The organism is Acanthopleuribacter pedis (assembly GCF_017377855.1).
Classification (GTDB): Bacteria; Acidobacteriota; Holophagae; order Acanthopleuribacterales; family Acanthopleuribacteraceae; genus Acanthopleuribacter; species Acanthopleuribacter pedis.
The window spans coordinates 72,709-96,992 of sequence record NZ_JAFREP010000013.1 but is presented as its reverse complement, the minus strand read 5'-3'; the positions used below and the strand labels follow the sequence as shown (position 1 = coordinate 96,992).

The window sequence follows — 24,284 nt, the reverse complement described above, 5'->3', positions numbered from 1 at the left end:
CGATCAACTGAAAACGGTGGTCGTGCGCGAGAACCCGGGTCGGCCAAGGCGCTCACGCGTTTTTCGCCACGCCGGCGTCAAGCGTGGCTTGACGCCTGGTATGACACTGCTGTTCGGGATGACTGTTCCGTTCAAGCCGTTGGGGCCGTTTTGTTCTCGCAAGCGTTCAGTTTCGGTCCGGCGCTTGGGGTGAAGGTGGTGATTCGTCACGGGTCAGTACGATTTTGCCGTGATGTTGGTTGTCGCGCATGCACGCATGGGCTGCTTCTGCTTGTGATAAGGGAAAGGTCTGGAAAACGTGAGGGCGGAAGTCGTCATTGTCGATTGCCTCTTGCCAACCGGCACAAAACCGCCCTTTGACCGCGATCTTCTCCGCCAGGGTTCGGGCCCGAAGCACTGAGCCGGTTATGCTGAGGTTTTTGCGTAAAACCAGAGATAGGTCGAGTTCCCCTTTGCGCCCACCCAATAAGCCGACCACGACCAAACGCCCGCCTTGTTTCAGCGATTTGAGGTTATCCGAGAGGTAGGCGGCGCCAACGAAATCAAGGATCACGTCAACACCCCCCGCGGCGCGGACCACCTCCACAAAGGATCGGGTCTTGTAGGGAATCACGGTTTCCGCGCCCAAGGTTCGGCAAAAGGCTTGTTTGGTTTCGGTACTGGTCGTGGTCAGCACCCGGCAATCTCGCAAGGCTGCCATGCGGACGGCCGCCGACCCGACCCCACTTGCGCCGGCATGGATCAGAACCGATTCGCCCGTCTGTAAACGACCGTGGTGGAACAGATTCTCGTTGGCGGTATAACCGATTTCACACAGGGCCGCCGCCCACACGTAGGAGCGATCATCGGGAATTCGGTGGGCCAAACGGTGGTCCAGCAAACATTGCTCGGCGTAACCACCGCCGGCAACCAAACCAAAAACCCGCTCGCCAATTCTGAAATCATGGACTTTTTCGCCGACGGCCAAAACGTCCCCGGCAATTTCCAATCCAAGAATGTCGGATTCGTCCGGGGGTGGGGGATAAAGACCGCGCCTTTGCAAAAGGTCGGCACGATTCACCCCGGCTGCTTTTACATCAACAACGATTTGGGTCGGTCCTGGCCGCGGGTCGGGTTGCTCCGTTAGGGTTAGCGGTTGTTCGGGATGGTCCGGGTTCACAAAAACAACGTTCATGGTTTTGCTCCAGTTTGGATCGTGGTGATGGGAAGCGGAGGTCGGTTCTTTTCGGTTGGAATTCTGAATCGTGCCTGTTCCGTTTCCCTGGGGGTGTTAAGCTTGGCCTCAATCGGAGACGGCCAAACGCAGCCTTTGCTTGCATTTGGCGTTTTGCCCGCGGTGATGGCGAGGAAGGTGCGGAGAGCACGTATCGTTAGCTGCTTTTTCGGTTCGAACCAGGGATATCAGAACATTCATCGGTAAGACGTTCACTCAATTCATAAGCGAGACCTTTATGACAGAAGATCAAAATAATGTCGCCCCAAAAACGCAAACCCTGAGTTTCAAAGAAGCCTATTCGAAAATGTTCGCTTTGGCGCGACCCCACTGGCGCGTCTTGCTCGCGGCAACGGCTTGCCTCGCCGTGGGTAGCAGCCTCGGACTCTACTATCCCAAGGTTATCGCGACCATGGTGGACCGTTCCATGGCGGAAGGGATGGGGGCGGTAAACCAAGCCGTGTTCGTGTTGGCGGGTGTTTTTGCGCTACAGGCCGTGGCGGTTGGGTTTCGTCATTACCTATTTACCATCGTCGGTTACCGAATCGTGACCGAGCTGCAGGAACGCACCTACCAACGTTTGTTGGCCCAAGAAATAGGTTTCTTTGACGAGCGAAAAACCGGTGAACTCATGAGTCGATTGGCGTCGGATACCACCGTGTTACAAAACACGGTGAGTGTTAATGTGTCCATGGGATTGCGTGGTTTGGCCAGTGCGCTGGGCGGCATCGTTTTGTTGGCGATTACCTCCTGGAAATTAACGATTGTTATGTTGTTGGTGGTGCCGCCGGTATCCATCGGCGGCGTGTTCTTCGGCCGGCAGATTCGCAAACTCAGTGTGAAGGTCCAGGATGCCTTGGCCAAGGCGGGCGAAATTGCCGAGGAAACCTTGTCCGGGATTCGCACCGTTCGGGCTTTTGCCCGTGAAAAGGTCGAGGGTGAACGCTACGGGGCCGGCGTTTTTGAGGCGTTTCGTGCCATGCGTACGCGGACACGGACGATGTCGCTCTTTCAAGCCGTGATCTCGTTCGCCGCTTACGGGGTAACGTCCTTGGTACTTTGGTTCGGAGCCATGCTGGTGGATCGCGGTGAAATGACGGTGGGTGATTTGACCTCTTTCCTGTTGTACACCCTGATTGTGGCGGTTTCGTTGGCCTCGCTTGCCGGTCTTTGGGCTGATTTCATGCGTGCTTCGGGCGCCGCGGAACGGATTTTCGAGATTTTGGATCGAAACCCGGCCATGCCCTTGGACCAGGGCGCCGAAATCGCGGACCTAAAAGGCGGGGTGCGCTTTGAGCAGGTTCATTTTTCTTATCCAACCCGACCGGATGTGGCCGCGCTGCGCGATATCAACCTCGAAGTGCGGCCTGGGGAAGTGATCGCGTTGGTAGGGCCCTCGGGGAGCGGCAAATCAACCATTGCTTCTTTGGTTCCGCGTTTTTACGATGTGAGCGCGGGCCGTATTCTACTGGACAACCGTGATTTACGGGAATGTGACCCCAGTTGGTTGCGTTCCCAAATCGGCATTGTTCCTCAGGAACCGGTTCTGTTTTCGCGTTCCGTGGCTGAAAACATCGCTTACGGGGTCGGTCAAAGCGACCAAGCGGCGGTGGAACACGCGGCCCAGATGGCCAATGCCCATGAATTCATTACCAAATTCCCGGAGGGTTACGGTACGGAGGTTGGTGAGCGCGGGGTTCGTTTGAGTGGCGGGCAAAAACAACGGGTTGCCATCGCGCGTGCGCTCCTTAAGAACCCGAAAATGTTGATTTTTGACGAGGCGACCAGTGCCCTTGACGCCGAAAGTGAGTTTTTGGTCAAGCAGGCCTTGGAACGTTTGATGAAGGGCCGAACAACGCTGATTATTGCCCACCGCCTTTCTACCGTTCGCGATGCGGATCGTGTCGTGGTTTTGGAGGATGGGTCTATTCGTGAAACGGGAAGCCACGAGGAACTCATGGAGAAAGAAGCGGGCTTGTACCGCAGGCTGGTTGAGCGTCAATTCCTAAAAGAATAATGTGAATGGTTCTCTGCCGGGAGGCACCTTGGTATTCGGTATTTCTCGGGACATGAGCATGATGTCCTTGCTTCGAACGTGCCCGATTTTAAAAAAGTTTTGGGGCGGGCAATGTTAAATGGCCAGGCCCTTTTTTCTCCGTTTTGCCGCTGAATATCTTGTGAAAAGAGTGGGTTAGACCGAAACGGCGACCTCTTCTTTTTTCTTTTGGTTGTGCTGGTGGTCGATTTGCGTCCAGGTGACAATGCTCAGGTTGCCTTGGTCGTCCTCGACCAGCGCGGAGCAACTTTCGACCCAGTCACCGTCGTTGCAGTAGAGCACGCCGTCGATATCACGGATTTCGGGATGGTGGATGTGGCCGCAAACCACACCGTCGACCCCTTGCTTCTTGGCTTCCGAGGCGACGGCTTCCTCGAATTGCGCGATAAAAGCGACCGCGTTTTTAACGCGATGCTTCAGATAGGCACTGAGGGACCAGTAGGGGAGACCCAACCAGGCCCGAAGCCGGTTGAACACCGTGTTGAGGTCGAGGGCCAAGGTGTAGGCCCAGTCGCCGAGCAGTGCCAGCCATTTGGCGTACTTGACCACACCGTCGAACTCATCACCGTGCAGCACCAGGAAACGGCGGCCGTCGGCCAAGGTGTGGACATACTGGCGCTCGACCGCCACCTCGCCAAATTTGAGGCTGGTGTATTCGCGCGCAAACTCGTCGTGGTTACCGGGAACGTAAATGACTTGGGTACCCTTGCGCGCTTTGCGCAAAATCTTCTGGACCACATCGTTGTGGGTTTGGTGCCAGTACCACGACTTTTTTAGCTTCCAACCGTCGATGATGTCACCGACCAAAAACAGGGTGTCCGATTCATTCCAACGCAGAAAATCGAGTAAATATTCGGCCTTGCAACCGGGTGTGCCAAGGTGGATGTCCGAAATCCAAATGGTGCGATAGCGTTTCTTTTCGTGGGGTTCTTCGCCTTGCTGTGCAACCGGTTCTCGGTCGATGACCCGCGTGGCGGGTGGATGGGTATCCATTGAAAAAGAATCAGACGTTTGGAAGGTGACCAACTTTTGTAGCGCTACCGCAATTGCATTCATGGTTCCATCTCACGGAAGGGATCGAGAACGCAGGTTCTTTTGGGGATAAACCCTTGGGAAACCTGATCTCCCCATTGAGCATAAGCTTGAGCTGTGAAGCGGGGGTGAAGGCCCTGTCAGCGTTTTATGACGCGCTTGTCGATAATATGCGAGAAAGAGATCGTGGCGATTTTATATATTCTGGTGAAATTATGAATAGCTATGTTGTCATTTCTAATCATACTGACATAAGGTGTGTTGGTAACTTTAAATCATAGCGAGGGCATGTGAGAAATGGATGGGACCACCGTGAGGTATTGGTTGTTGAACCCCGGCTTTTCCCCCGACACGGCCGGTCGCACCGATTAAAAAAGGCCCCCGTGGATGCGAGGGCCTTTCGAAAGGATGGTGAATATCAGGGTTAGTAGGTGGTTCGGCCCTCGGCTTCGTCGATGCAACGACGCAGCTTGTTGGCCATAATGCGCACCGCCGGTTCCAGCACCATGCTGTCGTGGTTACCCGGAACCTGGAAGACATCAAGCTGCTTCACGAACGGCGTCCACTGGTTGTCCTCGTAGACATACTCGTATTCGCTACTCACAAATCGCTCGCTACCGACCTTGTAGTGCTTGTCCAACTTGGGCCGGAACAGTTTTACCGTTCCGTCGTAGTTCTTCAGGTCGTAGCGATCCAAGGCGCGGTAGAAGGCTGCTTCGATCTCCTGGCTCTGGAAGGAAACTTCGCTTTGCGGTTCTTCCACAACCGGTTCTTCCGTTTCTTGGTCGGCTTTCTCCCGTTTCTTCACTTCCCACGCGTAACGGGCCTCAGCCCATTCCTTCATATACGAAAAACCCTGCCGTTGGAAGTTGAGCAGGTGGATCTTGCCGCGGTCAATCTTCGAAAGGTGCGGGCGTTGTGGGATTGGGGTATCCAACATCACCAGCAAACTGACGTCCTCGCCCTCGGCCCTAAGCTGCTGCGCCATTTCGTAGGCGGTAATGCCGCCGCCCGAGAAGCCGCCCAACATGTAAGGACCGTGAGGCTGAACCGTTCGGATTTCCTCCAGGTAATCGCGTGCCATCTCTTCGAAGGTCTCGTGGGGCTTGTCGTCACCGTACAGCCCACGTGCCTGGAGCCCGAAGAACTTGCGATCCACGCCGATCAGGTGTGCCAGCTGGCGCAGGTTCAAGACGTTGCCGAACATCCCGGCAACCAAGAAAAATGGGGTGCGCGTGCCGCCGCGACCCTGGTGCATGGCGACCAGGTGCTTGTAGCGGCGTTTCTTGGCGGCGGCTTCGGCTGGTTTCTCCTCGCCTTCCTCGCTCGCGGCATCGGCATCGCCGACCACCTCGCGAATCAAGTCGGCACAGGCCTCAATCGTGGGCGCTTCAAACAGAACCGAGATGGGGTACTCCACCTGGTACGCCTTCTTGATTTTGGCGAACAGGCGAACCGCGATCAGCGAGTGACCACCCAAATCGAAGAAGCTGTCCTTGATGCCGATGTCTTGGACCCCGAGCAATTCGGCCCAAATCCCGGCAAGCGTTTTTTCGATGTCGTCGCGCGGCGCTACAAACTCGCTGTCAAGCTCGGGACGCTCGAACTTGGCGCCTTCGTCTTCTTCTTCCTGCTGCAAGGCCGCCACCGCGGTTTGATCAATGAGCTGGAGCAAGTCCAGCGAACTGAAGATCACCTGCGCGGTGGGTTCCGCCGCCAAAATATGACCCAAGGCGTTGGTGCCTTCCTCGGGGAGAATACCTTGGCTCAAGTTGTGGCGGAACAGCTTCTCGGCGGGTGAAAGCTGGCGTTGGCCTTCGTCGTCGGTTTGCGATTCGAATTCCAATTCGGAGGAAGAGGGCGGCTTGGCAACCGCGAAATCGGGACCACCTTCCAGGCGTTTAATGCTGAAGGCCTCGGCGATAAACAGTACCTTGCCGTCTTCATCGCAGAGCGTGATGTCGAAAGTCGCCGTTTCGTGTTCGGCCTTGTTGATGCCGTGGTTGCGAACCCAACTGTAGATCTTGCGTGGAAGCGGCCCGAAGAACCGCACGCTGCGGTAGTTCACCGGAACCCACAACTGATGGGTGCCCTTATAACCTTCGATCAAGTTCATGGCAAAACCCGTCGCCAAGTCGAGCAGCGCCGGGTGCTGTTGGTAATCGGCCTGTTCTTCGGCGAATGCCTTGGGCAGTTCCAACCGGCCCAAGGCTTCATTTTCGCCGAACCAGGCTTCCTGCAAGACGCGCCAGCGCGGACCGAAGTTCATGAAGCGTTCCTGCCCCGTACGGATTCCGTTTTCGTCTGCCTCGTGATCGAGGTTGCAGCGCTCGCGCAAACCTTTGATGTCAACCGGCTGCTGTTTTTGGGGATTGTGTGGGATCAAACGCGCTTGCATGTGGGTTTCCCAACCCACGCGACCGTCGTCAAACACCCGCTTACTCTGAATGTCCAGCGCGAACTCATCTTCCTCCGGGTTGAGCCGCAGACGCATGTCTTTGTCCTCGTCGTCCGGTACATAAAACGGCCGGAAGAAGTAGAGATCGTTGATTTCGTAACGGCGTGTTTCCCCACGTTCCACCAGGGCCGCGCGCGCCATTTCCAGATAGGCGGTACCGACCAGAATCGCATGCCCGCTAAGCGTACGGTGCTGGTCGAGGACCCACTGTTTCTTGTTGCTGTAGGTTGCTGTAATTGTGGTAAGCCCGCGTTCGTCCGTTGCACGGGTCTCGAACAGGGGGTGCTTACACGGCGCGATATCTTGGTTGCCGTCGTCCTGGCCGGCCATGCGGTTGGCGCTGTCCATCGCCATACCGACCTCGTTCCAGATCCCCCAGTTCACCGAAACCGTGTTGCGCTGCTCCAAATGTTGGCGCGATTGGGCGTAGGTGTTGAGGAAGGCGTTGGCCGCGACGTAGTCGATCTGACCGGCCGGCGCCACCGCGCTTGACGTCGAGGAGAACAAAACCATGAAATCAAGCGGATGATCGGCAAACAGTTGGTCCAGCATCAAGGTACCGTGAATCTTTGGGGTGAACACGTCCTCAATGCTGTATTGATCTTTCATGGGGATCAGGTCGTCTTTTAAGACACCTGCCGTGTGCAAGACGCCGTTAATACGGCCAAAGCGTTTTTCCGCGTTTTGCAGAACCGTTTCCATGGCGTCGATGTCGGTAACATCCGCCACGCCGATTTCAACCTCGGCACCCAATCGCTCCAAGTGCTGTACTTTTAGGATGCGCTGGTGGGTGCGGTGGTAGGCCGGCGTGCGTTCCAGCCATTCGGCCCACGCCTCGCGGGGTGGCAGCGGCGTGCGGCTCATCAGGACCAGCTTGGCCTTGGCGCGGTTGGCCAGATACTCCGCAAAAACCAGGCCCAGGCCGCCAAGACCACCCGTGATCAGGTAAACCCCGTTTTCTTTGATGCGATCTTCAATGCCGCGTAGTTTTTGTGGTTGGTTGGCCTCATAACGCTGCTCCCAGCGCATGCCGCCGCGGTAGGCGCACACGTGGTTGCTCGGCTCGGAGAGCAACTCATCGGTGAGTAACTCGCCCAAGCGGTCGAGGTCGGCCGGCTCAATCGGCCGCTTGCGCCCAAAACTCATCTGCTGGACTTGCGGCAACTCGATATCGACCACCGAGCAGGTCACCTCGGGAAATTCATGGGGGATGACCTTGATGGGACCGAGCAGGGTTGATTTTTCAGGATAGGGTAAGGCTTCACCCTGTACCTGACACATGCCGTTGGTGAACGCGACCAGGTGCATCGGCCCGGTCATGCCTTCGCTGCTCATGGCTTTGGCAAGGAAGAACAAGCTGTAGAAACCGCGTTCCTGGTTGCGGTGGAAGAAACTGGATCCAGGACGGTAGGTCTCCTCACCGGTTAGCAGCCAGCAATGGGCGATCCGCGTGGGACGACGGCCGTGGTTTACCAAATCACGCAGCAGTTCCTCGTATTCGCGTTGGCCGTGTTCCGGCGCCAGCAGGTACTTGTGATCGTCCATTTTGTGGAAGGTATCGCCCTCCATGACCACGATCACCTCGTGCCCGCGTTGGCGCAAGGTTTCACACAAGCGGTCGCCGAAACCCGCATCGTCGCGGAAAACCAGCCAGGTATGGGTTTCTTCTTCCATCGGCGGTACCGGCTGGCGTTTCTTCCAAACCGGTTGGTAGTACCAATCTTCTTGGCGCTTCATCTTAAACAGACGTTTGCTTGCATCGTCCTCGGCCAATTTGATCTTGCCCGGCTCGATAAAGTAACGGGCGTGGCGGAACGCGTAGGTCGGTAACGAGAGGCGGTGGCGGAAACTGTCGCCGTAGCGTTCCTTGAGGTCGATGTCCAAACCGGAGGCCCACAGGCGACCGCGTGCGGCGAGCAGGAAGGCGCGATCGTCGGCTTGATCGCGGGGGTGGCGCAAGGTATGCAACACATTGTGTTGGGGTGAAATCCCGGAATGCTGCTTGACCAGCGAGACCAAGGTACGGCCGGGGCCGACCTCCAGGAAGACGCGTCCTTTTTCTTCCAACAGGGTGGTTACCCCGTCGGCAAAGTGAACGGTGCCGCGCAGGTGGCTGACCCAGTATTCGGGATCTTTTGCTTGTTCGTCGGTGATCCAAGTACCGCTGCGGTTGGAAATAAACGGCAGTTTCGGTGCGTTGAGTTTGATGGAACGCAGGTAATCGCCGAAGGGCTTGAGGATGTTCTCCAGCATGCGCGAGTGGGCCGCGATGTCGATGGGCACGCGACGCGCTTCGATTTCTTTCCCTTCCAGTTCCTTGAGGAAGGCTTCCAACTCGGCGGCGGGACCGCTGACCACGCAGAATTCGGGACTGTTGATGGTCGCCAAGTCGAGGGTATCCGGCATCAGTTCCTTGAGCGGTTCCGGTGCCAAACCGACGCTGATCATGCCGCCGCGTGGCACGGTTTCAAACAACTGACCACGCAGCGTGACCAAACCGAGCGCATCTTTAAAGGAAAAGACACCGGCCACACAAGCGGCGGTGTTTTCGCCGAGGCTGTGACCAATCAGCGCCTTGGGTTCGATGCCCTGGTCCATCCAATATTGTGTGAGCGCGTACTGTACGATGAAAATCAGGGGCAGTTGGACCGCGGGACGTTGGTGTAACGCGTCGATCTCGTCGTCGCGTTCCTGGTCCGCGAAAAAGACATCGTGGGGATCCCAATCAACGCCGTCCAACTTGGCCAGCAGCTTCAGGCCGCGGTCGATGTGTTTTTTGACGACGGGTTCGGCGTCGTACAGGTCGCGCGCCATGCGGGGATATTGACAGCCGCCGCCCGCGTACATGAACACCGGTGACGGCGTGCCGGACTCGGCGGTGTGGGTAAAGATGCGGCGTGTATCGCCCGATTCCAAGACCTGAATCGCGTCTTCAACATCTTTTACCGCCACCACGCGGCGAACATCGAACTTTTTACGGCCCGCGGCGAGTGTGTAACCCACGTCGGCGAGGTCCGTTTCCGGGTTGTCGCGCAGCCAAGCCGCGAGGCGCTTGCCCCAATCGTCGACCGCGCTTTTGTTGCGCGCCGACCAGGGCAACAGGTAAAAGGGCGCTTCGAAATCGTCGGCGGGATCCAGTTCCGGTGCTTCTTCCACGATGGCGAAGGCGTTGGTGCCGCCGACACCCAGGGAATTGATGCCCGCACGGCGTGGTTCGTCACTTTCTTTCCAGTCTTGAAGCTGGTGGTTGACGTAAAACGGGCTGTTGTCAAAATCGATTTCGGGGTTGGGTGCTTCCCAGTTCAGGCTGGGGGGGAGCTGTTTGTTTTGCAGGGCTAGACAGACTTTGTGCAAGCTGGCGACGCCCGCGGCCGTGTCCAGGTGGCCGATGTTGGTTTTAACGGAGCCGATGCCGCAGAAACCCTTCTTTTTGGTGGAGGTGCGAAAGGCTTGCGTCATCGCGGAGACTTCAATCGGATCGCCCATTGGTGTGCCGGTTCCGTGGCATTCGATGTAGGAGACCGCCTCGGCGCCGAGGTTGGAAACCGCGAGGGCCTCGGCAATTGCCGCGGCTTGACCGTCGACGCTGGGGGCAAGGTAACCCACCTTCGAGGATCCATCGTTGTTAATTGCCGAACCTTTGATTACCGCATAAATGTGGTCGCCGTCGTCGAGGGCGTCGTCTAGGCGGCGCAGCACGACCACGCCGGCGCCGCTGCCGAACACGGTCCCTTTGGAACGGTGGTCGAAGGCGCGACAGTGACCGTCGGGCGACAAGATTTCGTTTTCTTTATAGTGGTAACCGCGGCGGTGGGGCATATCGATGGTCACGCCGCCCGCCAGCGCCATGTCACATTCACCGCTGAGCAAGGCCTGGCAAGCGCTGTGCATCGCGACCAGCGAGGTTGAGCAGGCGGTTTGGACGTTAATGCTGGGTCCGGTTAAGTTAAAGCAGTAGGAAACCCGTGTCGCGAGGAAATCCTTGTCGTTGCCCGTGTGACGCAAGAGGAACATGCCGACGTTGTCGACCAAATCGGGGTTGGTCAACAGGTTAAACATGAAATAGCTGCCCATGCCGCAACCGGCGTAGACACCGATTTGCCCGTCAAAATCCTCGGGCATGTGGGTCGCGTCTTCCAGCGCCTCCCAGGCGCATTCGAGGAAATTGCGGTGCTGCGGGTCCATGATGGCCGCTTCTTTCGGGCTGAAACCGAAGAACTCGGCGTCAAAATGTTCAAAGTCCTGGAGGACGGCGCAGGCTTTGACGTAATTCGCCATTTTCAGGGTTTCGGGCGAAACGCCCTCGGCCAGCAATTGCTCGTCGCTCAGAGGCAGAATCGATTCAATGCCGTGACTTAAGTTGTGCCAGTACTCATGGATATTGCGTGCGCCCGGATAGCGGCAGGCCATACCCACAATGGCAATATCATTTTCACCGCCGGCATCCTGATCGTCTCGTTCGTCGTTGTCACGTTCTGTCATGGTTCGGACCTCGTTTCATGTACACATTGGTTTCGGTTGATTTCGCAAAAAAGGGGGCAACCTGAGCGGAGCATGGATCAAAGGGGCCAATCAAGGGTCACCGACCCAAAGGTGCGAAGGGCGCCAAACCCTGTGGGGCGCTGGTAGTGAAAGCTTCGCAACGGGGGGTGAATCACGCGAATTTTAGCTGTTTTGTGTCGGACGCCGCAAGCCGGGTTTTTCCCGATTCACCTTGGGGTTGCCGCAATTTGGGGCCAAGCCGTTGGCGGTAATGATCTTGGCCTGAATGGCGGCAATTTTCTCGGTGCCTTTTTTGGGGGTGACTTCAAAGCGAGCGGCGTGAATTTGCGGATACGCGAAAAAATGCGGCGTCATTTTGTGACACGCCTTGGGCACCCTTGTTCATGAAGCGCCGGTAATGACGCGTGGTGGCAGAAAAAAAAGTCGCAACGAGGCAAGCTTGGTTTTATTAGATTTATCGCCTGTTTTAAGAAAACAGCGCCCCGAAGCACTTGCCGCGTTACGGCAAGGGCATTAAGATACAGTGAAGATCCTTGACTGGGTTCCCTGACGCCGGTGCTGATCCGGTGGCGCGCCTCCCACGAGCACATTGCCGCGCCATCCTCTCACGCCCGCGGCAGCGTCGTGCCGCCTTCGCGACTTACGGCGGTTTGCCGCCACGCGTCTATGCTTTTGTGAATGAACTCGGCCTGGATCCCTGCACGACGTCTCGCGTCGGCATCAAACAAAAGGGGATACTTATGAGGCATTTACAGGGAAAACAGGCGCTTGTTACCGGCGCCGCGCAGGGGATTGGTTTTCAAATCGCCAAACGTTTGGGTCAGGAAGGCGCCCATTTGGTGCTAACCGACGTTAACCGCATGAAGCTGGAAGAAGCCGGCGAAGCATTGCGCTCATTGGGGATTGAGGTCGCAACCTTCGTTTTGGACGTCACCGATCACGACGAAATTTTGGAAGTACGCGATCAAATCGTCAAAGAAGCCGGCCCCGTCCATGTGTTGGTCAACAACGCCGGTGTCGTGTTTGGCGGTCCCTTCCTCGATGTCGACATGAAAAAACACGAGCTCACTTATAAAGTGAACACCATCGGCGTGGCTGCCATGATTCACGCCTTCTTACCGCAAATGCTCAAGCTCGAAGGTGCGCACATCGTGAACCTGGCCAGTGCCTCCGGGTTTGTTGCCCTGCCCTACGGAACCACCTACGCGTCCTCCAAATGGTCCGTCATCGGTCTGTCTGAATCGGTTCGCCTGGAGCTCAAACACATGGGTTACGACCACGTGAAGGTCACCACGGTTTGCCCGAGTTACGTGAAAACCGGTATGTTCGAGGGTGTGAAAGCCCCATTGCTGACGCCGTTCCTGACGCCCGAAACCCTGGCCGATAAAGTGCTGCAAGCCGTCAAAGAAGACAACAGCATGGTCCTCGAACCCTTCCTGGTGAAGTTCGTTCCGTTCCTCAAAGGGGTTCTGCCCGGTTTCATGTCCGATATGCTCGGCGATTTTCTCGGCGCTTCAACCAGCATGACTTCTTGGAAAGGCCACGGCGACAAAGGCGGTGTGATCCGCGAGGTAAAACGCGTCTCTTGATCTCGATTTAATCCAACGCGTTTCATAAACAAAAAAAGCGGCGCGGGTTTCGGCCCGCGCCGCTTTTTAGATTTTGGGTCGGCCGTGTCTTAACGACGGCGGCGGCGACGTTGCTGCATTCGCTCGCGGCGACGGGCGGCGCGGTCGGCCGATTTGGCCACGTTTTCCGAAACGCCGTCGCTGTTGAGGAAGTTGACCAACGCTTTGATCGTTGGGAAGCGGTACAGGTCGGTCAGCGCGATGGTGTGGTCGCTCAAGCGCTCACGCATGGTGCGGTGCATGCGCACCACCAACAGCGAGTGCCCGCCGATGTCGAAGAAGTTGTCTTCAACGCCGACTTGATCGACGTTCAGCGTTTCCTGCCAGATCTCGGCGATTTGGGATTCCAGTTCGCTTTCCGGCGCCACAAATTCGGCCTGGGATTTTTTGACCAGCGCTTCCGGCGCGGGCAGCGCCTTGCGGTCGATCTTTTTGTTGGGTGTATGGGGCAAGGCGTCCATTTCGACGAAGTTCGAAGGGACCATGTAATCCGGCAACTTCGAACGCATCAGGTCGCGCAAGGTTTCCTCGTCCGGTGCGGGTTCGTGACTGGTGTAGTAAGCCACCAGACGTTGGTCGCCCGGATTGTCCTCGCGGGCGATGACCACGCCCTCAACCACGCCGTCGTGGCTGTTGAGCACCGCTTCGATTTCGCCCAATTCAATGCGGTAGCCGCGGATTTTGACCTGGTGGTCGACGCGGCCGATGAACGCCATTACGCCGTCTTCACGCCACTTGGCCAAGTCGCCGGTGCGGTACATGCGCGCATCGGCATCGGCCACGAAGGGGTTTTTGACAAAACGTTCCGCCGTCAGTTCGGGACGGTCCAGGTAACCGCGAACCACGCCTTCGCCGCCGATGAACAGCTCGCCGGGAACCCCGGCCGGAACCGGTTGCCCGTGAATATCGAGCACGTACAACTGGGTATTGGCGAGGGGTTTCCCGATGGGGATGCTGTCCATGTTCGCCGCGACCTGTTGTGTCGAGGACCAAATCGTGGTTTCGGTGGGACCGTACATGTTGGTCACCGAGTTTTGTACCAGGCTGGTCAAATCCTCGGCCAGCGCCGGAGGGAAGGCCTCGCCGCCGACCATCATGTGCTGCAAACCACCGATGGCCTCGCGGGCCTCGTCGTTCATCAACATCATGCGCGCCATGGACGGCGTACACTGCATGTGGGTCACTTTGTGGCGGCTGATCTGCGCCGCCAGCGAGTAGTCCGCGCCGTCGCTGCCGATGGTTTCGTTGCTGCGCTCGCGCACTTCTTTGAGCAAGGGCAAGCTGGCCAGCACGTCCTCGGTGGGAATGCCGAAATCGATCAGCGCCGCAATTTCATCAACGCCGATCTCTTTGAGTTTGTTGACCATATCGATACAGCGATCCACGGTACCGAACAGGCCGCTGGTTTCGAAGTAACGTTCAAAGGCGAACTCAAGCACGCCGTCCATTTCCGCGTCGTCGAGGCCGCCCAGATCGATGTCGTCCAGGCCCTTGTTTTCCTCGCCTTCCGGCCGTTTGAACGCGGGGAACGCCCAGGCGTAGTTTTTCACCAGGCTCACCGAGCTACCCAGGTACTCCTTCATCGGCGCGCGTACTTTCTCAAACACCACGTCGTTGTCGTCGCCGACGAAGGTGTGCAGCATCAGCGTCACCTTGCCGGACTTGGGGTCGCGGCCACAGGCTTTGAGTTCGTCGCGGTAGATTCTGATTTTTTCTGCGACTTCTTCCACGCTTTGGCCCAACAAGTGGGTCAGGATGTTGGCGCCGATCCGCGCCGCGCGCCGGTAGGTGTCGGGGTTGCCGGCGGTCGTGATCCAAATCGGCAATTCCTTCTGAACCGGGCGTGGTTGGGTGACGATTTCCACGTCTTTTCCGAGTACACCGGGAAAGGCCACGGTTTCGCCACGCCACAGTTGTTTCAACGTCTCGATGCTGTCGAACATCTTGGCTTTAAAGTTTTCGTAGTTCTGTGGTTGCAGGATGAAGTCGTCGGGCTGCCAGCCGGAGGCGACGGCCAAGGCGGCGCGCCCCTCGGACAGGTTGTCAATCACCGCCCATTCCTCCGCTACCCGGATTGGGTTGTGCAGTGGCAAAACGCAGCTACCGGAGCGCACGCTGATGCGTTTGGTGACCGCGGCCACCGCGGCGCCCGTCACCGAGGGGTTGGGGTAGGGGCCGCCGAAGGCGTGGAAGTGGCGTTCCGGGGTCCAAACCGATTGGAACCCGTTGGTGTCGGCGAACTTGGCGCCTTCCAACAGGAGGTGGTACTTCTGGCGACCGGGACCGTCGTCGTTGCCCCAGTAGAACAGGCCGAACTCCATCCCTTTGCCCGCGATTTTGGCGGAAACCGGTGCCGCGTTGCGGGTGCGGTCGAGGAAAACCACCAGCTTGAAGCCACGCGCCAAGGTCCAGAAAAGTTCCAGTACCGAGATGTCGAACGACAAACTCGTCACCGCCAGCCAGGTGCCGCCGCCTTCGTGAGGAATGCGGTCGTCCATGCCCTCGAAGAAGTTCACCACGTTGCGGTGTTCGACCATCACGCCTTTGGGTTTACCGGTCGAACCCGAGGTGTAAATCACATAAGACATGTGGGCCGGGGTCACGCCGGAATCGGGGTTTTCCCCTGAACTTTGGCTGATGATCGGCCAATCCGCGTCGATGCGCGTGGTGGGCACGCGGTGTTCGGGCAACACGTCGACCAAATGGTCCTGGGTAATCAACAGTTTGATCTTGGCATCTTCGATCATGTAGGCCAGGCGGTCCGACGGGTAGTCGGGATCCAGCGGCACGTAGGCGCCGCCCGCTTTGAGCGTACCCATGATGGCCACGATCAAATCCACCGAGCGGGACACGCTGATGCCCACCAAGGTGTCGGGGCCGATGCCACGCTCGATCAGGAAATGCGCCAGTTGGTTGGCGCGCTGGTTCAGTTCGGCATAGCTGACTTCTTCCGCTTCAAACACCACCGCGATGTCGTCCGGCGTTTTGGCGACCTGGGCCTCAAACAAGGTGTGGATGCAGGGCGAACGGTCGAAATCGTGACCGGTTTGGTTGAAGGTCTCGAGGATTTGGCGGCGCTCGTCCCCGCTGAGAATGTCCAGTTCGGCCAAGGCGCGATCCGCGTCGGCGGCGGCATTGTCGAGGAAGTGGGCGAATTGGCGTTGCAACATGTCGACCGCGTTGGAGGACAACAGGTTGCGGTCGTAGATGCAGGTACAGGCGTCGCCGTCCGGCGTAATGCTGAAGGTGAGCTGGGTGCCGGGTGCGGGAACCGATTGGCCCGTCGCGCCGATTTCAATGGCAACCGGCAAGAGTTTGCCGCTCACCAAACCGGGTTGCTGATGCACCTCGGGATAACGGCCCATGATGTCGTTCAGCCAGGAGCCGCGCTTGCGCCCGCGCGCCAGTTCTTTTTGGGTCGTTGACAGGGCTTCGGCAAAACCTTGATTGGGTGCGAACTTGAGCAACAACGTGGTGCGTGGTGCGATTACCTTGGGATCCAGCGCATGTTCCGCGGCCAAGCCGGGATCGCTGAACGCCACGTGGAAACGGTCCTTGCCGCCGATGCGCGACAGGTAGGCGGCACAGGCGGCCACCAGGGCGTCACTCAAACCTTCGCTGCCGAAACGGTCGCGGAATGAGGTGGGCACTGCAATCGGTGCTTGGCCGAGGTCGGCCTCTTCGCCGGCTTTTTCCGTGGTGGCGTAAGGGATTTCAATGGGTTCCAAGCGGGAGAGACGGCGAACCTGGGCCGGTTCCGCTTTGGCCAGTTTGGCGGCCAAATCGGTCAGCGCTTGACCTTGATCACCTTCAAAGACGGTCAGTTGATCGCCCTCATCCAGGCCGAGTTCTTCAACCACTTGGCTGACAGGAACTTCCTGGCCGCAATGGCGGGTGAAGCCCATCAAGCTGACGACCACATCCTCGGCGCAAACGTCGATACGGTCGTCGCTGATGGAAGCAATGGTGCCGGGATCCTCGTCGGCGTCCTCCTCGCCGGTGCGAGCGCGGGTCACCATAAAGACCTTGCCGTCCTTGGCGATTTTGGGGCTACCCAGCGGGTTTTCGTAGGGGCCGAAAAACAGGGCGCGCACGAAATTCTCGATGGCTTGGCCTTCTTGGTTCCAATCGATGTAACAGGCCAAAGGCGGCCGGTCGGAGCGTCGAAATTCCTTGCGACCGGTGGGGTCTTGGGGTGTGGCGGTCGTCCGGTCGTCGGTTAATTCGTCGACCAGCTCGCCAAAACTCTCCATGGCCGCTTCGAAACACTTGGTGTTGATCGAAAGCGAGGTTTCGCGGGGGACCACGTCAAAGAGTTGTTGTTTGAGAATGTCGCCGGTATCGACACCGCTCGTGATCAAGTGCCAGGTGATGCCGTAGCGTTCTTCGCCGTTGAGCAGCGCCCAGGCCGGCGTGTTCAAACCCGCGTAGTCGGGCAGGGGGCCGTCGTGGAAGTTAATCGCGGCTTTTTGAGGTGTTTGCAGAATTTCGTCCGGCAACATCGATAAATGGGTAATGCTGAAAAAATAATCGTAAGGGTCTTCGGCCAGCGTTTTGCCGTAGTCGGATTTCGGATCGAGTACGGGGATATCGTGGTGTTGGGCCCAGCCGATAATGGCGTCCGTCGCGGAAATGATGCCGCGAATCTGGTGCCCTTTCTTGATGAGGATCTCTGCGCACTCAGTCAAAAGTCGGTTTTGACCAATAATGTAACAACTGAATCCGTTTCCTTCTGTCATTTGCTTCATCCTTACATATGTCTCGCGCAACGACACGCGTGGGCGGGACAGGGTAGCGTGGTCGCCAATACCCAACAGGCATCAATGCCGAGCAGACCCGAAAAAGGGCATGCCGGGGAATCATTGCGGGGGTCGTAAATGCGTGTGGGTTTGGCGTGGGGTGTTGGGTGGCTCATCACAGCAGATCATAGCGGTTCGGAAATGACTTGGAAACCTCAAAAAGCCCCTGTTTAAGCGGGAAAAGTGATGGGAAAAAGGCGGGCCGGCGGGGCGTGACGCGCCCGTCGCTTTGTGGCGGGAAAGCCCGTCTGCCGCCAAGGGGCGAAGAAGGTGTCTATCCTGTTTTTTTAGAATGGCATAAGCGGCGCAAGCAAACGCGAATGGAAGCCGGGTCGTGCTGTGTGCCGGTTCGCCCCTTGTCTTGGTGCGGCACCATCTCGGTCACGAGAAAGCATGGCGGCAAAAATTCAAGAAGTGTGTATTTACCTGATGATCCTAATTACCCCTTTGGCGAGGCGTGTGTCGCCATCGGTTCGCCGTAAAACCCGTTGATGTTGCTTTGTGATGAACTGAACCATTGTGTGCGCGTTTGGTAAGTCCCTGGGGAAATGGGGTGAACAGCGGGCGAGGCAACGGTGAAGTTGTGGTGAATGTGATGGAATTTACTTTTTTGTTACGTAATGGTGACCGATTCTTGACAGGTTTTTCGGGCTCGTTAAAATGAGCGCCTGTTCATTCGCTTAGCCTATTTTCATGAATAACGTAATTTTCTTCGTTCCTCGAGCAGATCCCATTCATATTCTCTAGGAGAGATCGATGCTTCGCTTATTGCTCGTCCTTTTGTGTTCTGTTTTCATGCTCGTTCCCGCGCTTGCCCAAGCTTCCCACCCGGTTCCCACCCACCACGACCCGACCTTAAGTGTGCACGCTTTTCAGTTACAAGAGCTCGACCGTCACAAACGCGAGTTGGCGTTCCGTGTGGCCAACGCCTTAAAAAATGAAGCTTTTCGCGATTTTGTTCAGAGCCGTATCGAACATGACGGCGACGCCCAGGCTTTGGTGACCCTTGCCCATGATTACGCCCAGGTGTTCCCCGGCAAACGCGCCGCCGAATTGGCGACCTACGTCGACCAACTCGACCTGCAAATCCGCAACGCCAAAGGCACCTCCAGTTACGTCGCCGAGCTGTTGCAAGTGCGTTTGTATTTGCCCGAGGGGTTGTCGCTCAAAAACAACGCGCCCGCGCTGGTCGCCTTTGAACCAAGCGGCGACGATCAAACATGGACCGCGATTGAGGCTTTTGACCAAAACGGCAACGCCCGCCTGTTGGATGCGGCGGTTGCGCCCCAAGAACCCGTTTTGATTGTCGGCCTCGACGCCAAGGCCGATCTGCAAGCCGGACTGGCGCTGCTCAACGACGCCTTCCAAGCCGCGGGGGTACAACAACCGACGGCTCGCCGGGACGCCGCGCGTAAGGCCGACGTCGCCACCCACAAACTCGATAAAATCCGCTTGGAGGACGACCAAGAGCCGTGGATTTCCGGTGATGCCGAGGTTTACGCCATTGTGAACGGTGTGCATCCTTCCGAGATGAAAGCCAACATTACCGCCACCGGAATGCCGTACCTCGACGACGACGAAAAAAACTACTATCCCAACCAAATTCTGATTTTTTGGGACCAGTACCGTTACCAAGCCGCCAACATTGTTTTGATGGAACAAGACGACAACACCAACTACCAGGAATTGGCCGCCTTGTTGGTGAGCGCCGTAGCCCGCGTGATGGCGACCTTCCCGGAGACCGCGCCGTACGCGGGTTTGGTTGATCTCGCCGGTGAGATCATTCGCGCCATGCCCGCGAGTTGGTTCACCAACGACGACGATTACCTCGACGTTTACTACACCATCGAAAAGAACCGCGCTTACACCGATTGGAACGGGGCGAGCGGCAACGCGCGCATCACGCTAAAACCTTACACCCTGCGCCAAAACTAAAACGACCTTGCCCCATAAACACGAAAACCCCGTCGCAAGGCGGGGTTTTTGTTTTGGGTGGGGGTTGGGATTGGGATGGGGGTGCCGGCGCCTTCAGCGCCTGCTTTTCGGGAACCCCCGGGGACCTAGGGTAAAGGGTTGTTCTACAACCCTTTACCCCAGGCTGAAATCTCATTACGTTTTCAACGTAACCAGCGGTTGTTCGCCTCCGGCTCACGGTTTAAATTAGTTATGGTCCCCGCATTGCGGTGTGCGCGCCCCGTTGGGGGGCGCCGGATCGGGGCCCGGCCATGCATGGTGATGATCGGATCGGGGCGCGGCCACGCATGGTGATGATCGGATCGGGGCGCGGCCACGCATGGTGATCACCGAATCGGGGCGCGGCCACGCATGGTGATGATCGGATCGGGGCGCGGCCTGGCATGGTGCTCACCGGATCGGGGCCCGGCCACGCATGGCGATCACCGAAACGGTGCTCGGCCGCGCATTGTGAACCTTTGATCGACCCTAGGTTACTGGGCCTGCATCTCCTGGGCCCATTTCACCGCTTCCATGTAAATCTCGGGGATGTCTTTCTCCGGTAACTTCAGCCGGGCCGCCCAGCGCGGAATGTCTTTAAAAATGCCGCGTTCGTAATTTAGCGTGATTTCCAAGGCCATGCGGAACGGGTTACGCGCGATCCGCATCAACGCGTTTTTAATGTCGCGGGCCAGAGGAATGTCCTTGAGAATTTCCGCCAAGTTGCGGTCCATGATGGCGTCGATGATCGAGAACAAACCCATCAGAAAGTAGTCCGCGCTTTTGTCGCCCTGCCCGATTTTGCGCGCGATCAATTCACACATGCGCGCACGGGTGGCCGCGGTTTTCATCAACTCCAGCGGCTTCTCTTCGCTCATCGTGCTCAGCGCCAACAAGGTAGCCCATTTGCGAATCTCGCGCTCGCCCATCAACACCAAGGCGTGTTTGATCGAACGAATCTCCGTTTGCAAACCGAAGAAGGCCGAGTTGATGTAGTGCATCAACTTATAAGAAAGCGTCAGATCTTTTTTGATGATCTCTTCAATTTCGCGGTAATCCATCCCCGGCTTATTAATCTGTTGGAGGATCTGAAGGTTGGTGATTTTGTTGCCCGCCATGCCGCGTTTGGTGAGGATAACCGGTTTTTCAAAAAAGTAGCCCTGGAAGAAATCAAAGCCCATGTCGAAGGCCTGCTGATGCTCCTCCTGGGTCTCGACCTTCTCAGCCAGCAGCATTTTGTCCTGGGCTTTCAGGCGGGTCACCATCGATTGGCGCTCCGCCACCGTGGTTGCAAGGAAATCGATTTTAATGATGTCGGCCAATTTCACCAGCGGTTCCCAGCGCTCGTTGTAAATGAAATCGTCGAGCGCGATGGTAAAGCCTTGGTTTTTCAGTCTTTTAACCGTGGCAACCACCTCGTCGTCGGGGTCGACCGTTTCCAAGATTTCCAAAACGCTATGGTTTTTGGGGAGGAGCTGCGCGTAATTGATCAAGGTGTCCTTGGTCATGTTGAGGAAGGCGCGTTTGCCGCTGGTCAAGGTATCGAAGCCAAACAGAATCGTGCTGTCGGCGATGACACTGCTGGCGGCCTTGTCCTGATTGCTCCCGTCGAAATAATTGGCAAGCCCGCTGCGGAACAGTAATTCGTATGCATAAACCTTTTGGTGACGGTCGAAAATCGGTTGCCGGGCGATGTAATGTTCCATGAAGCGTCCTGTTGGTGTCGGTGAATCGCACCTGAACGGCGCGCGGAGCGGGTGTGTGGTCGGTGATGTTCCATGTTCGTCTGCTTGCTCGTTCGCTCAATGGCGTGAATGAAATAGAATACGAGCAAGCACGAAACCTTATTGTAATCAAAAACAAAGCGTGACGACATCGGCAAGACCCACTTTTTTGTCGCTGTCGAAGCCCGACTTAAAAGAACCGCGCGGGCAAAGTCCGCAATCAATTGGGCTGCAACGTGCGGTACCAAACATCGCCGGGTGCCTCGCTCGATTGCTTCGTTGGTCCATTCTCCCTAACCAAGCGTTGCTTGGCAAAGATTCCGGTGATCAGGCTGGCAAGGAGGGGGTTCCCCTCGTTATGATGAGTTGCTGCATGTTCGCGGAGGTGAAAGGCCTTGATGATGGGTTTGTTGCTGGTTTTTCTCGGCTCGTTTTTTGAGGGTGAAATCAGCCTGGTTGCCATTGTGTGGTTTCGTGAAACCTTGCAACTCAACTGGGCAAGCATTGCCGGCTTGGCCTGGCTGGGCACCTTTCTCTACGACGCATTCGCTTTTGAATGCGGGCGTCGCCATGGGAAAAGCTTACGGGAACGTTGGCCTGCTCTGGAAAAAAGGGCGGGAAAAATTTTTGGATGGATGGAACGTTATCCAAGCTTCTTTGTGTTCGTGCTGCGGTTCCAGATCGGACTGCGCACCTTGGCCAACGGGATCATCGGCCAAAGTGGCATGTCTCGCGCGCGTTTCCTCGGCATCAATGCGCTGGCCGTGACCCTCTGGGTTCCCTTTGTGCTCCTTTTGGCTGAAATTTTCCGGATCATCGCGGGCGCGATCCTTCAAGCTGCTATGGCGGGTTGATCATTTTTGTGGTACAAAGTTTTTACGTTGCACGCGTTTCTTTTGCTCAATGACTCGTCCGGGGGTGGTGTGACATCCCTTACGGTGTGCCTACGAATTTTCTGGCAGTCTCTATTTGTGGTTAAATTTTCTTCTCCGATTGGTCGCTCCGACCTAGTCCTATTAGGTCGCTTTTCCTTTCCTTGATCGCGGGCCGCCGGGGTTTTATCCCCCAAAATACGGCTGGTTTTTTTTCCGCGCCATTGTTGAACGAAGATCCCTTTCGTTCTGGAAAAGTCGATCCGCGCCTTCGGTGAAGTCCAAGAGAAGATTGCCGGTCTTGTACGACCCACCCACACCGATCTCCCCGCGTTTCGCGAGCTCTTGCCTCGCGGCTGTTCTTTTCAAGGTGATGCTACCGCCTTTTCACGACCTAAACTGATGAGGAGAGTTCCGAAACCTTCGGTCTTTGGGCCGGAGCTAAATGGAGTTGTGTCCATGAATGTATTGATGGTTATTGAACCTCATGAGTCGCCTGCATTTAGTGAGCGCATGAAAGATACCGCGCTTGATTTATTGACCAGTCAGGGCCATGAAGTTCATGTCGTCAGCTTCCACGACGAAGCGATGGTGGGTCCCCCCCGTCGCGGCTTTGTTCCCGGTTTGTTGGAAACCGAACCCTTTAACCAGCAACCCTTGCGTCAGGCATTTCATTCCGAACGCACGTTGCGCCATCCCTTGCAACAAACAGTCAACCAAGTAGATCCGTTCGACTGGGCCGATGTGGTCCTGTTCCAATTCCCACTCTGGTGGTTCCTTTCGCCCCCCACCTTGCGCCAATTCCGCTGCCGCGTTGGTGAATGGTGTCGTCATCGGGGCGAATCACGCCGCATTCGCAAACGTGCGATGTTGGTGTTTACCACCCCTAGCCAAGAGCCGCTTTTCGGCGGTCGTGAACGCGAGGTCTCCTGCATGTTGCGACCCTTGCAGGAAGACGTTTTGTACCGTGCCGGTTTTGACGTGCTGGCGCCTTTCATCGCCTGGGGCGTTGACGAATGTGGTGAATGGGAGCGCGCCGACATGCTGCGCGATTACGTACACCGTGTCGCGCGCTTGACCGAAACCGAACCCGTATTCACCCATCGCCGACCCATTCCGCGACCCAATCCCGGCCGCCCCAATGGTTGGGATACCGAGCCCGCCTTCGCTTAAAACCAAAGCGTGCGATGCGGATGAATGCAATCGCACCCTTTCGGTTCAACCAAATCAACCCTTTTCACCGAGCAAAGCCGATGCCCCGCATCGGCTTTGTTGCGGTTGGGCTAGTCCGCATTTCTTCCGCGGATTCGTTGCGAGAAACTCTAACCTAAGAAGCGCGATAAGAGCGAGGGATTTTGGCTAAAGATCTGGAGCGAAATGGTTTGGGAAATGCGGAAGCGCACCCATTGGGTGCGGTGAGCATTTTCACAGACCGTTGCAGCCCAGAGGTTTAGCTAAAATCACCGCGAGTTATCGCGCTTCTTAGGTCTAAACCTTGTGAGAAATAGGGGCTAGCTTTCCGCCGGGTGGAAACGGCGCGCGGCGAGGGCGAGTGCGACAAACAGCAGACAGCCGATCAGGCCACGCAGGTTTTCGGCAAGCGTCGGTGGGAATACCAGAATAAAACCGCGCCCTTTCACCATGGCCGCGAAACTGGCCACGCAAAACGGGGCCAAGAAAAAACGCAGGCCCATCCAGGGATCGAAGCCTTGCCCGTTTTGCCGACCGCTGAGCGCATTGAGGTTGTTGGCCGTGCCGACAATGGCCGCGATGCCCAGTGCCGTGATCCAGGTTTGGGGACTGGGATCGAAATAGAGGCTGAGCACGTTTAGGTACCAAATGAGGTAACACCATAAGGCGGTTTTGACAGGGGAAAGTCCCGCGAGGTAAGCTAGCATTAACGTGCTCCACACTGTTGCTTTGAATTTTCGCCGAACGTCACGGCGCCGTTTTTCGGTCTGTCGAAACCACCGCGGGTTTGACCGAGTCCTCGCCCGTTTTTCTCGCCGGGGGATCCTTCTCAGGGCCGCCAGGCAAGCAACGCGG

Annotated in this window: 12 protein-coding genes; 5 read left to right on the top strand and 7 right to left on the bottom strand. The window is 57.0% G+C overall.

Going from position 1 to position 24,284, the window contains the following annotated elements; all coding sequences use genetic code 11:
- Positions 1-166 precede the first annotated feature (166 nt).
- Positions 167-1,174 (bottom strand): NAD(P)H-quinone oxidoreductase, encoded by a 1,008-nt coding sequence (locus J3U88_RS14025; RefSeq protein ID WP_207859491.1) that lies wholly within the window; start codon positions 1,172-1,174, stop codon positions 167-169.
- A gap of 277 nt (positions 1,175-1,451) precedes the next feature.
- Between J3U88_RS14025 and J3U88_RS14020 the strand changes: the two genes are divergently transcribed.
- Positions 1,452-3,230 carry an ABC transporter ATP-binding protein gene (locus tag J3U88_RS14020; protein ID WP_207859490.1) on the top strand — a complete coding sequence of 593 codons (1,779 nt, stop codon included), beginning with the start codon at positions 1,452-1,454 and terminating at the stop codon, positions 3,228-3,230.
- A gap of 174 nt (positions 3,231-3,404) precedes the next feature.
- Here the strand turns inward: J3U88_RS14020 and J3U88_RS14015 are convergent, their stop codons facing one another.
- The 3 genes from J3U88_RS14015 to J3U88_RS14005 form a co-directional block, all read right to left on the bottom strand.
- The gene (locus J3U88_RS14015) at positions 3,405-4,262 is read right to left on the bottom strand and encodes a UDP-2,3-diacylglucosamine diphosphatase (RefSeq protein WP_423842056.1); all 858 of its coding nucleotides are present in this window, start codon (positions 4,260-4,262) and stop codon (positions 3,405-3,407) included.
- Positions 4,263-4,725: 463 nt separating this feature from the next.
- Positions 4,726-11,241 (bottom strand): type I polyketide synthase, encoded by a 6,516-nt coding sequence (locus tag J3U88_RS14010; RefSeq protein WP_207859488.1) that lies wholly within the window; start codon positions 11,239-11,241, stop codon positions 4,726-4,728.
- 183 nt (positions 11,242-11,424) lie between these two features.
- Entirely contained in the window at positions 11,425-11,616 is a 192-nt protein-coding gene (locus J3U88_RS14005) for a hypothetical protein (RefSeq protein ID WP_207859487.1), read from the bottom strand.
- A gap of 386 nt (positions 11,617-12,002) precedes the next feature.
- Here J3U88_RS14005 and J3U88_RS14000 point away from each other — a divergent pair, with 386 nt between their 5' ends.
- Entirely contained in the window at positions 12,003-12,851 is an 849-nt protein-coding gene (locus J3U88_RS14000) for an SDR family NAD(P)-dependent oxidoreductase (protein WP_207859486.1), read from the top strand.
- A gap of 89 nt (positions 12,852-12,940) precedes the next feature.
- On the opposite strand, the gene J3U88_RS13995 is transcribed toward J3U88_RS14000, so the two are convergent.
- Entirely contained in the window at positions 12,941-17,629 is a 4,689-nt protein-coding gene (locus J3U88_RS13995; protein ID WP_207859485.1) for a MupA/Atu3671 family FMN-dependent luciferase-like monooxygenase, read from the bottom strand.
- 816 nt (positions 17,630-18,445) lie between these two features.
- Between J3U88_RS13995 and J3U88_RS13990 the strand changes: the two genes are divergently transcribed.
- Positions 18,446-19,624 carry a DUF3103 family protein gene (locus tag J3U88_RS13990; RefSeq protein WP_207859484.1) on the top strand — a complete coding sequence of 393 codons (1,179 nt, stop codon included), beginning with the start codon at positions 18,446-18,448 and terminating at the stop codon, positions 19,622-19,624.
- A 512-nt stretch (positions 19,625-20,136) separates the two neighbouring features.
- Here the strand turns inward: J3U88_RS13990 and J3U88_RS13985 are convergent.
- Complete coding sequence (locus J3U88_RS13985; RefSeq protein WP_207859483.1) at positions 20,137-21,348, bottom strand: EAL and HDOD domain-containing protein; 1,212 nt, start codon at positions 21,346-21,348, stop codon at positions 20,137-20,139.
- Between the two features lie 416 nt (positions 21,349-21,764).
- Between J3U88_RS13985 and J3U88_RS13980 the strand changes: the two genes are divergently transcribed.
- Both J3U88_RS13980 and J3U88_RS13975 read left to right on the top strand, forming a co-directional pair.
- A complete protein-coding gene (locus J3U88_RS13980) occupies positions 21,765-22,220 on the top strand; it encodes a DedA family protein (RefSeq protein ID WP_243435949.1) in 456 nt (151 codons plus the stop codon).
- Positions 22,221-22,697: 477 nt separating this feature from the next.
- On the top strand, positions 22,698-23,411 hold the full coding sequence (locus J3U88_RS13975) for an NAD(P)H-dependent oxidoreductase (RefSeq protein ID WP_207859481.1): 714 nt from the start codon (positions 22,698-22,700) through the stop codon (positions 23,409-23,411).
- Between the two features lie 338 nt (positions 23,412-23,749).
- Here J3U88_RS13975 and J3U88_RS13970 read toward each other — a convergent pair whose 3' ends face one another.
- Positions 23,750-24,136: a hypothetical protein gene (locus J3U88_RS13970; protein ID WP_207859480.1), complete on the bottom strand. Its 387-nt coding sequence runs from the start codon at positions 24,134-24,136 to the stop codon at positions 23,750-23,752.
- Positions 24,137-24,284 lie beyond the last annotated feature (148 nt).

Coding starts and splice junctions, on each gene's coding strand:
- J3U88_RS14010 (WP_207859488.1), bottom strand. CDS start 11,241: ATGACAGAACGTGACAACGACGAACGAGACGATCAGGATGCCGGCGGT.
- J3U88_RS13975 (WP_207859481.1), top strand. CDS start 22,698: ATGAATGTATTGATGGTTATTGAACCTCATGAGTCGCCTGCATTTAGT.
- J3U88_RS13985 (WP_207859483.1), bottom strand. CDS start 21,348: ATGGAACATTACATCGCCCGGCAACCGATTTTCGACCGTCACCAAAAG.
- J3U88_RS14025 (WP_207859491.1), bottom strand. CDS start 1,174: ATGAACGTTGTTTTTGTGAACCCGGACCATCCCGAACAACCGCTAACC.
- J3U88_RS14000 (WP_207859486.1), top strand. CDS start 12,003: ATGAGGCATTTACAGGGAAAACAGGCGCTTGTTACCGGCGCCGCGCAG.
- J3U88_RS14020 (WP_207859490.1), top strand. CDS start 1,452: ATGACAGAAGATCAAAATAATGTCGCCCCAAAAACGCAAACCCTGAGT.
- J3U88_RS14015 (WP_423842056.1), bottom strand. CDS start 4,262: ATGGATACCCATCCACCCGCCACGCGGGTCATCGACCGAGAACCGGTT.
- J3U88_RS13995 (WP_207859485.1), bottom strand. CDS start 17,629: ATGACAGAAGGAAACGGATTCAGTTGTTACATTATTGGTCAAAACCGA.
- J3U88_RS13980 (WP_243435949.1), top strand. CDS start 21,765: ATGATGGGTTTGTTGCTGGTTTTTCTCGGCTCGTTTTTTGAGGGTGAA.
- J3U88_RS14005 (WP_207859487.1), bottom strand. CDS start 11,616: ATGACGCCGCATTTTTTCGCGTATCCGCAAATTCACGCCGCTCGCTTT.
- J3U88_RS13990 (WP_207859484.1), top strand. CDS start 18,446: ATGCTTCGCTTATTGCTCGTCCTTTTGTGTTCTGTTTTCATGCTCGTT.
- J3U88_RS13970 (WP_207859480.1), bottom strand. CDS start 24,136: ATGCTAGCTTACCTCGCGGGACTTTCCCCTGTCAAAACCGCCTTATGG.